General features: G+C 72.3%; 5 protein-coding genes. 2 read left to right on the forward strand and 3 right to left on the reverse strand.

Annotated elements, in window-relative coordinates:
* Position 1 precedes the first annotated feature (1 nt).
* The 3 genes from ACWEF6_RS37740 to ACWEF6_RS37750 are packed head-to-tail and all read right to left on the reverse strand — an operon-like array spanning position 2 to position 3,213.
* The gene (locus ACWEF6_RS37740) at positions 2-586 is read right to left on the reverse strand and encodes an LOG family protein (RefSeq protein ID WP_449687337.1); all 585 of its coding nucleotides are present in this window, start codon (positions 584-586) and stop codon (positions 2-4) included.
* Positions 586-1,371, reverse strand: a complete 786-nt coding sequence (locus tag ACWEF6_RS37745; protein ID WP_091304403.1) for an LOG family protein — start codon at positions 1,369-1,371, stop codon at positions 586-588. Before ACWEF6_RS37745 ends, ACWEF6_RS37740 begins: the two co-directional genes overlap by 1 nt.
* A gap of 9 nt (positions 1,372-1,380) precedes the next feature.
* Positions 1,381-3,213 carry a glycoside hydrolase family 9 protein gene (locus ACWEF6_RS37750; RefSeq protein ID WP_449687338.1) on the reverse strand — a complete coding sequence of 611 codons (1,833 nt, stop codon included), beginning with the start codon at positions 3,211-3,213 and terminating at the stop codon, positions 1,381-1,383.
* A 120-nt stretch (positions 3,214-3,333) separates the two neighbouring features.
* Between ACWEF6_RS37750 and ACWEF6_RS37755 the strand changes: the two genes are divergently transcribed.
* Positions 3,334-4,617 carry a helix-turn-helix domain-containing protein gene (locus tag ACWEF6_RS37755; protein WP_449687339.1) on the forward strand — a complete coding sequence of 428 codons (1,284 nt, stop codon included), beginning with the start codon at positions 3,334-3,336 and terminating at the stop codon, positions 4,615-4,617.
* A 251-nt stretch (positions 4,618-4,868) separates the two neighbouring features.
* Complete coding sequence (locus ACWEF6_RS37760; protein WP_449687340.1) at positions 4,869-6,887, forward strand: M4 family metallopeptidase; 2,019 nt, start codon at positions 4,869-4,871, stop codon at positions 6,885-6,887.
* Positions 6,888-6,947: the final 60 nt, after the last annotated feature.

Genomic DNA, 6,947 nt, shown 5'->3' on the forward strand with positions numbered 1-6,947 from the left:
GTCAGATACCCGGTGGCTCCTTCGCCCACTTCGGCGGCGCCGGCGGCTCGTACGCCTCGAACTTGTCCAGCAGCGCGGCCGGGTCGGCGTCGGTCAGCAGGAGCTTCCGGTAGCCGTCCTGGACGAAGCCCTCCGTCACCATGTGGTCGGCGAACGCCAGCAGCGGCGCGTAGTACCCGTCGACGTCGACCAGGCCGATCGGCTTGCCGTGCAGGCCGAGCTGGGCCCACGTCCAGACCTCGAACAGCTCCTCCAGGGTGCCCGCGCCGCCCGGCAGCGCCACGAAGCCGTCGGAGAGGGCCGCCATCTTGGCCTTGCGCTCGTGCATGTCCGCGACCACGTGCAGCTCCGACAGGCCGGCGTGGGCGATCTCGACCGACGACAGCGCCTCCGGGATCACGCCGATCACCTCGCCGCCCGCGGCCAGGGCGGCGTCGGCGACCACGCCCATCGTGCCGACGCTCGCGCCGCCGTAGACCAGCCCGATGCCGCGCTGGGCCAGCAGCTTCCCGAGCGCGGCCGCCTGCTCGGCGTACCGCGGCGAAAAGCCCATGGACGAGCCGCAGAAGACACAGATCCGCCGCATCAGTGCGTGTCCTCCCACGCCTGGTAGGACTCCTGGACCACGCGGACGGCGTCGTCGATGTCGTCGGTGACGTGCAGCAGGTCCAGGTCGTGCGGGCTGATCTTGCCCTCGGCCATGACCGAGTTCTTGATCCAGTCGTAGAGGCCGCCCCAGTAGTCGCTGCCGAACAGCACCACCGGGAACTTCGTGACCTTCTTCGTCTGCACCAGGGTCAGCGCCTCGAACAGCTCGTCGAGCGTGCCGAAGCCGCCGGGGAGGCAGATGAAGGCCTGCGAATACTTGATGAACATCGTCTTGCGGGCGAAGAAGTAGCGGAAGTTGACGCCGAGGTCGACCCACGGGTTCAGGCCCTGCTCGAACGGCAGCTCGATGCCGAGCCCGACGGAGAAGCCGCCGGCCTCGGCCGCGCCGCGGTTGACCGCCTCCATCGCGCCCGGCCCGCCGCCGGTCATCACCGCGAACCCGGCGTTGGCCAGCGCCCCGCCGATCTTGCGGCCGAGCTCGTACTCCGGGTTGTCGCGCTTGGTGCGGGCCGAGCCGAACACGGTCACCGCCCGCGGGACCTCGGCGAGCGCGCCGAAGCCTTCGACGAACTCGGCCTGGATCCGCAGCACGCGCCACGGGTCGGTGTGCACCCAGTCGCTCGGGCCGCGCGAGTCCAGGAGCCGCTGGTCGGTGGTGCTGCCCTGGTCGCGGCGGTCGCGGCGCAGCACGACCGGGCCCTTGTGCCGCTCCACCGGGCGTTCGGGGTACTGGCCGTCCGGCCATTCAGACTGTTCGCTCACTTCCCCATGCTACGGCCTGCCCGCCAGCGAGAATGCCAACAACGCCGTGGAGGTGAAGTCGATGGCGGGCTCGTTGCTGGGCCATGAACTCAGGTCGTCGGCGTAGCGGCTTCCCCGGCCGTCGAAGGATTCATACGGACGGGTGCACTCCGTGGCACCCGCCGGGAACGGCAGGTCGGCGAAGTTGTCCGCGCCGTTCGGGCCGTTCACGACCGCGCCGTAGAGCACCTTCGACGGCCCGGCGAGGTTCGCGGCCTGGTGGTGCGGGCACCGCGGGGACGTCGTGCCGACGCCGACCACGAGGGAGACGCCCCAGGCGTTGGCCCCGAGCGTGAAGTTCCGTTGCTGCGCGCCGAACGCGGCGTACCGCGCATCGCCGGTGACGCGCTGGTACAGCCGCGCGGTCGCGGCGAAGCCGAAGCTCTTGCTGGCCGCGTCGAAGTCGGTGACGTCGACCGCTGTCCGGAATGGACTCGTCTTCGCCGCCTCGACGCCGGAGTCGAGCTGGCGCCGCAGGTCGGCGGCCAGGTCGCGGACGCCGAGCGCCGCGCCCGGGACGCCGGTGCGCAGCAGGCCGGCCAGGTCGGCGTGGGCGAGCGCGCTCGTGTCGTAGAGGTTCAACGTGCTCGTGTCACCGCTGCCGATGTAGGCCTTCGCCCACTTCGCCGCGTCGCGGGCCCAGCCGTCGGCTCGCGGGTCCTTCAAGGCCCGGGCCGCCAGGGCGAGCTGGGTCGCGCCCAGCTCCAGGTCGTCCTCCCACGACGATTCCGGGTAGTAGGCGTGCGGGAACGCGGTGACGAGCTCGCCGACACCGGTCGTCTTGGCCTGCGCGAAGACGGCCGCCGCCTCGGTCAGGTAGTGGCGGGCGAGGCGCGGGTCGCGGTGGGCGGACACCTGCGCCCCCAGCGCGAACGCCGCCGCGACGCGGCCGGCCAGGTTCGGCGACAGCGGCGCGCCCGCCGGGGCCGCGGGGAACACCGGCCGGTACTTGACGAAGTAGGCGGGATCGCCGGGCTTGACGTCGAGCGCGTCGTCGTCCTGCGGGTTGCGCCAGACGTCGTGGTCGCCGAGGAAGCCGAACTCCTCGCTGCCGGTACCGATGCCGACCTGGGCGTACAGCGTCTTCGTGCGGCCGTCCCAGACCTTGTCGAGCCAGTCGAGGCCGAAGCGAACCTCCTTGGCCAGCACCGGATCGGGGTCGTCGCGCAGCACGAAACCGAGCTCGGCCAGCGAATACGCGGTGTTGGAGGTGAACTTCACGAAGTCGCCGGCGTCGACCCAGCCGCCTTCGACGTCGACCGGGCCGCCCTGCAGCTTCAGCGGTTCGACGATCTCGTCCCCGCCTTCACCTGCGAACTTCGGCTCCGCGTACACCGTCGCCGTCCGGTCGGCCAGGTGCGACGGCTTGCGGTCGAGCCGGCCGGGGATCACGTCGTGGCCGTCGCGCTGGGCCTGGAAGAACTCGGTGGTGGCCCGCACCAGCGGGCGGAACAGGCGGCGCGCGGTGTCGATCCGGAACGGCGGCGACGTCGCTCCGGCGGCCTTGACCCGGTACGTACCCGGTCTGTCCACACCGGACAGGTCGAGGTCGAACACCGCCGGGTACCGCGCGTTCCAGGCGCCCAGGCTCGCCCCGGTGCGGCCTTCGCGAACCACGCGGCCGCGCTCGTCGACGACGGCGAACTTCCCGGCCGTGCCGCCGAGCAGGTACGCGTGCTTCGCCTCGCCCAGCGCGTAGCCGACTTGGTCGACCCGGACCTCGGCCGGCGTCGCGGCCTCGGCCGGGGTGGCCGCGAGGGGCACGGCGAGCACGGCCGCCGTCGCGAGGGGAAGCAGGCGCATGATCGGCCTCCACTTTGTTAGGAAAGTTTCCTATTTAGCGGAGAACGCTATCCCGGCCTGCCCGGAGGCGTCAATATGTCCGTTTCCACGGCCGCCGCGCCGATGACCTACCGTGGGGAGATGACCAGTGCCCCCGCCGAACCGCTCGGAGCGCGGATCCGGCGGCTGCGCACCGGCCGCGGCTGGACCCAGCGCGAGCTGGCCGAGCCGGGGTACGACCGGGGGTTCCTGGCGAAGGTCGAGACCGGCAGCCGCCCGCCGTCGGAGGAGATGCTCGCCTACCTGGCCGGCCGGCTCGGGCTGACCGTCGACGAGCTGCGGTTCGGCCGGCCACCCGGCGTCGCGGACGAGCTGCGCGCGGCGCTGGACGAGGGCTACCGCGACCTGGAGCAGGGCCGGATCGCCGCCGCCGAGGAGCGGTTCGCGGCCGCGGGCAAGCAGGCGGCGGGCTACCACCTCGACGACGTCGAGTGCTACGCCCGGTTCTGCCAGGCCGAGGTGAAGTGGCAGCTCTTCGACGTCTCGGGAGCGCAGGAGGCTCTGGAGCACGCCGAAGAACTGGCCGGCGCGGCACCGCCGTGGCTGCGGGCGATGATCGTGCACCGGTGGTCGGGTTGCCGGTTCCAGCGCGGCGACGCGGGCACGGCGATCGCGCGGGTCGAGGCCGAGCTGGCCGCGCGGCCGGCCGATCCGGACGCCGAGCTGTGCCTGCTCACGGCGTTGATCCACCCGCTGATGGAGATGGGCGGCCTGCACCGGGCCCGCCGCGCGGCCGAGGACGGGCGGCGGCTGGCGCGGGCGGCGACCCGGCCGGACTTCGTCGCGCGGTTCCACCGGCAGGCCTCGCAGGTCTGGCAGGCGACCGGCCGCGCGGACCGGGCGGACGAGGACCTCACCGAGGCGTGCCGGCTGTTCGCATCCGTCGGGTTCGACCGCGACGCGGCCCGCTGCCGCTGGGCCCGCGGCTACCTGCTGCGCCACCTGAACCGCCTCGACGAGGCCCGCGCGGAACTGACGGCGGCCCGTGACCAGCTGGCGGCGATCGGCGCCGACGAGGGCTTCGCCGGGGCGACGCTCGAACTGGCCGAGGTCCGGCTCCGGCAGGGAGCGCCGGAGGAGGCGGCCGCGCTCGTTTCCGAGGTCCGCGAGCTGCTGTCCCGGGACGTCGAGTCGCTGGGCGAGGCGACCAGCCTGCTGGGCCAGATCGCCGCGGCCCGGGGGGACGCCGAGACGGCGACCCGCCTGCTGCGCGAAGCCTTCGAAATCCAGACGGGGGCATCCCTGCACGGCGCGGCGGTTTCGACCGCCCTGCGGCTCGGCGACGCGCTCCGACAACGTGGTCATCTCGACGCAGCCGTCGAGGCCTACCGGCGCGGCCTGGACTCGGCGACCGGCGCCGAATAGCGGACCAGCGGGCTCAGTGGTCCGAACCAAAGCAACTTTCCTACGAAAGTCTGTGAATTGGTTCAGACCAGTCTGCTCTTCGCTCGCGACCTGCGGTTTTGTCCGCCTTCGATCGATCGTCACCGGGCTGCGCTGCTCCGTTCGGCCCATTGACCCGTCCGCGAGCGGAACCTTTACTCGGACGCGTCCGGCGCAATAACAGCAGTTATTCCTCCGGGCACACTCCTCCCCGGTCCCCGGAAAGGTTCCCCATGAGATCCCCACGTGGGCTGGCGGCGATCGCCGGCCTGGCCCTGTCGTTCGCGGTGCCGGCGATCCCGGCCGCCGCCGCCCCCGCTCCTCCCGCCGCCACCCCGCCCGAGGCGCTCGCCGCCCGCGCCGCCGACCAGGCCGCCCTCAACGGCGCCGACCGGCTCGCGAAGGGTGCCGGGGAGGCCTTCGTCCGCACCGGAGTCACCCCGGGTGGCGGCGGGCTCTACTACGCCTCCTACCAGCGCACCTACCACGGTCTGCCGGTCATCGGCGGGGACGCGGTGGTCGTCGCCGACGGCGCCGGGCACGTCCGCAGCACCGAAGCCGCGCACACCGCTCCGCTCACCGTCGGCACGCAGGCCACGCTGAAGGCCGAGCAGGCCACGAAGGTCGCCGTGGGCGAAGTCTCCACAGTGGACAAGGCCGAGGCGCCGAAGCTGGTCGTGCTGGCCGGGGACGCCCCGAAGCTCGCCTACGAGGTCGTCGTCAGCGGCCGCACGAACGGCAAGCCCACCCGCCTGCACGTCTTCGTCGACGGCGCGACCGGGAAGGTCCTCGACACGCGGGACGACGTCCGCGAGGCCGGCACCGGCAACTCCTACTACGCCGGCACCGTCTCCATCGACACCTCCGGCTCCGGCAGCTCGTACTCGATGACCGACCCGGGCCGCCGCGGCATCGCCTGCGGCCGCGAGGGCGGCTCGATCTTCACGAAGAGCTCCAACACCTGGGGCAACGGCTCGGGCACCGACCTCGAGACCGGCTGCGTCGACGTCCTCTACAGCGTCCAGACCGAGTGGAAGATGCTCGGCGAGTGGCTCGGCCGCACCGGCATCGACGGGGCGGGCGGCGGGTTCCGCGCGAGCGTCGGCCTCAACGACGTCAACGCCTACTGGGACGGCTCGTCGACGCACTTCGGGCACTCGCAGGACAACCACCGCCAGGCGACGCCGATGGACGTCGTCGGTCACGAGTTCGGGCACGCGATCTTCCAGACCACGCCGGGCGGCGCGGGCTCGGGCAACGAGAACGGCGGGCTCAACGAGTCCACCGGCGACATCTTCGGCGCGCTCACCGAGTTCTACGCCAACAACCCGAAGGACACGCCGGACTTCAGCGTCGGCGAGGGCGTCAACCTGGTCGGCCAGGGCCCGATCCGCTACATGGACAACCCGTCGAAGGTCGGCGACCCGAACTGCTACTCCTCGTCGATCCCGAGCACCGAGGTGCACGCCGCCGCGGGCCCGCAGAACCACTGGTTCTACCTGCTCTCCCAGGGCAGTGCGGCCAGCCCGACGTGCAACAACTCGTCGGTCACCGGTGTCGGCATCCAGAAGGCCGGCAAGATCTTCTACAACGGCCTGCTGAAGAAGACGTCGTCGTGGAACCACCGCGCGGCCCGCAAGGCCACCCTGGAAGCCGCGGTCGCGCTGTTCCCCGGCAGCTGCGCCGAGTTCGCCAGCACCAAGGCCGCGTGGGACGCGGTGAGCGTGCCGGCGGTCAGCGGGGAGCCGACCTGCACCGGCCAGCCGCCCGCCGGCAACGACTACTCGCTGACGCTGTCGCCGACGTCGGCGTCCGTCCAACCCGGACAGACCGCGACCACCACGGTGACCACCCGGATCACCTCCGGCAACGCCCAGACCGTGCAGCTGGAGGCCACCGGCCTGCCGGAGGGCGCGAAGGCGACGATCAGCCCGGCGAGCATCTCCTCCGGCGGCACGGCGACGCTGACCATCACCACCTCGGCGACCACGCCGGAGGGCACCAGCCAGGTGACGGTCAGCGGTGACGGCACCGACGCCGACCACACCGCGCAGTTCTCGCTCACCGTCGGCACCGGCACCCCGCCGACCGGCTGCGACGGGCTCGCCGAGTGGGACTCCGCCAAGGCCTACGTGCCCAACGACGTCGTCGGGCACAACGGTCACAAGTGGACTTCGCTGTGGTACTCGACCGGCGCCGAGCCGGGCGCGCCCACCTCGTGGGCCGTCTGGAGCGACGGCGGCGCCTGCTGAACACGCATCCCCTTCGGCTACGGCAAGGAGCGGTACTTCTGGTCCCTGCTCGCGGCCGTC

The sequence above is a fragment of the Amycolatopsis sp. NPDC004772 genome (assembly GCF_053601215.1).

Bases quoted from the DNA above. Each gene is read 5' to 3' on its own strand.
- ACWEF6_RS37740 (WP_449687337.1), bottom strand. From the start codon at position 586: ATGCGGCGGATCTGTGTCTTCTGCGGCTCGTCCATGGGCTTTTCGCCG.
- ACWEF6_RS37750 (WP_449687338.1), bottom strand. From the start codon at position 3,213: ATGCGCCTGCTTCCCCTCGCGACGGCGGCCGTGCTCGCCGTGCCCCTC.
- ACWEF6_RS37755 (WP_449687339.1), top strand. From the start codon at position 3,334: ATGACCAGTGCCCCCGCCGAACCGCTCGGAGCGCGGATCCGGCGGCTG.
- ACWEF6_RS37760 (WP_449687340.1), top strand. From the start codon at position 4,869: ATGAGATCCCCACGTGGGCTGGCGGCGATCGCCGGCCTGGCCCTGTCG.